The organism is Pedobacter sp. ASV12 (genome assembly GCF_016429155.1).
Taxonomy (GTDB): domain Bacteria; phylum Bacteroidota; class Bacteroidia; order Sphingobacteriales; family Sphingobacteriaceae; genus Pedobacter.
Genome location: NZ_JAELUC010000370.1, coordinates 1 through 382, shown reverse-complemented (window position 1 = coordinate 382; position 382 = coordinate 1). Strand labels below are relative to the sequence as shown.

Genomic DNA, 382 nt, shown 5'->3' with positions numbered 1-382 from the left:
CCCCCCCCCCCCCCCCCCCCCCCCCCCCCCCCCCCCCCCCCCCCCCCCCCCCCCCCCCCCCTTCCAGCAGAAGACGGCATACGCGATCATGAGTACTGTCTCGTGGGCTCGGAGATGTGTATAAGAGACAGGCGATGAGGTGATTACGGGTAACGACCTTTACGGGGGCTCTTACCTCATTTTTACCAAGGTTTACGAAAAGTATGGCATCAAGTTCCATTTTCTGGATTTATCAAAGCCAGAAAATATGGCTGTCTCTTATACACATCTGACGCTGCCGACGAACCACGACATGGGTAGATCTCGGTGGTGGGGGGGTCATTGAAAAGGGGGGGGGGGGGGGGGGGGGGGGGGGGGGGGGGGGGGGGGGGGGGGGGGGGGG

1 pseudogene is annotated in these 382 nt (G+C 63.4%); it reads left to right on the top strand.

Features of this window, described 5'->3' with window-relative positions:
* Positions 1-130: 130 nt before the first annotated feature.
* A pseudogene (locus JHD69_RS20740) lies at positions 131-250 on the top strand (PLP-dependent transferase); the annotation flags it as partial.
* Between the last annotated feature and the right edge of the window lie 132 nt (positions 251-382).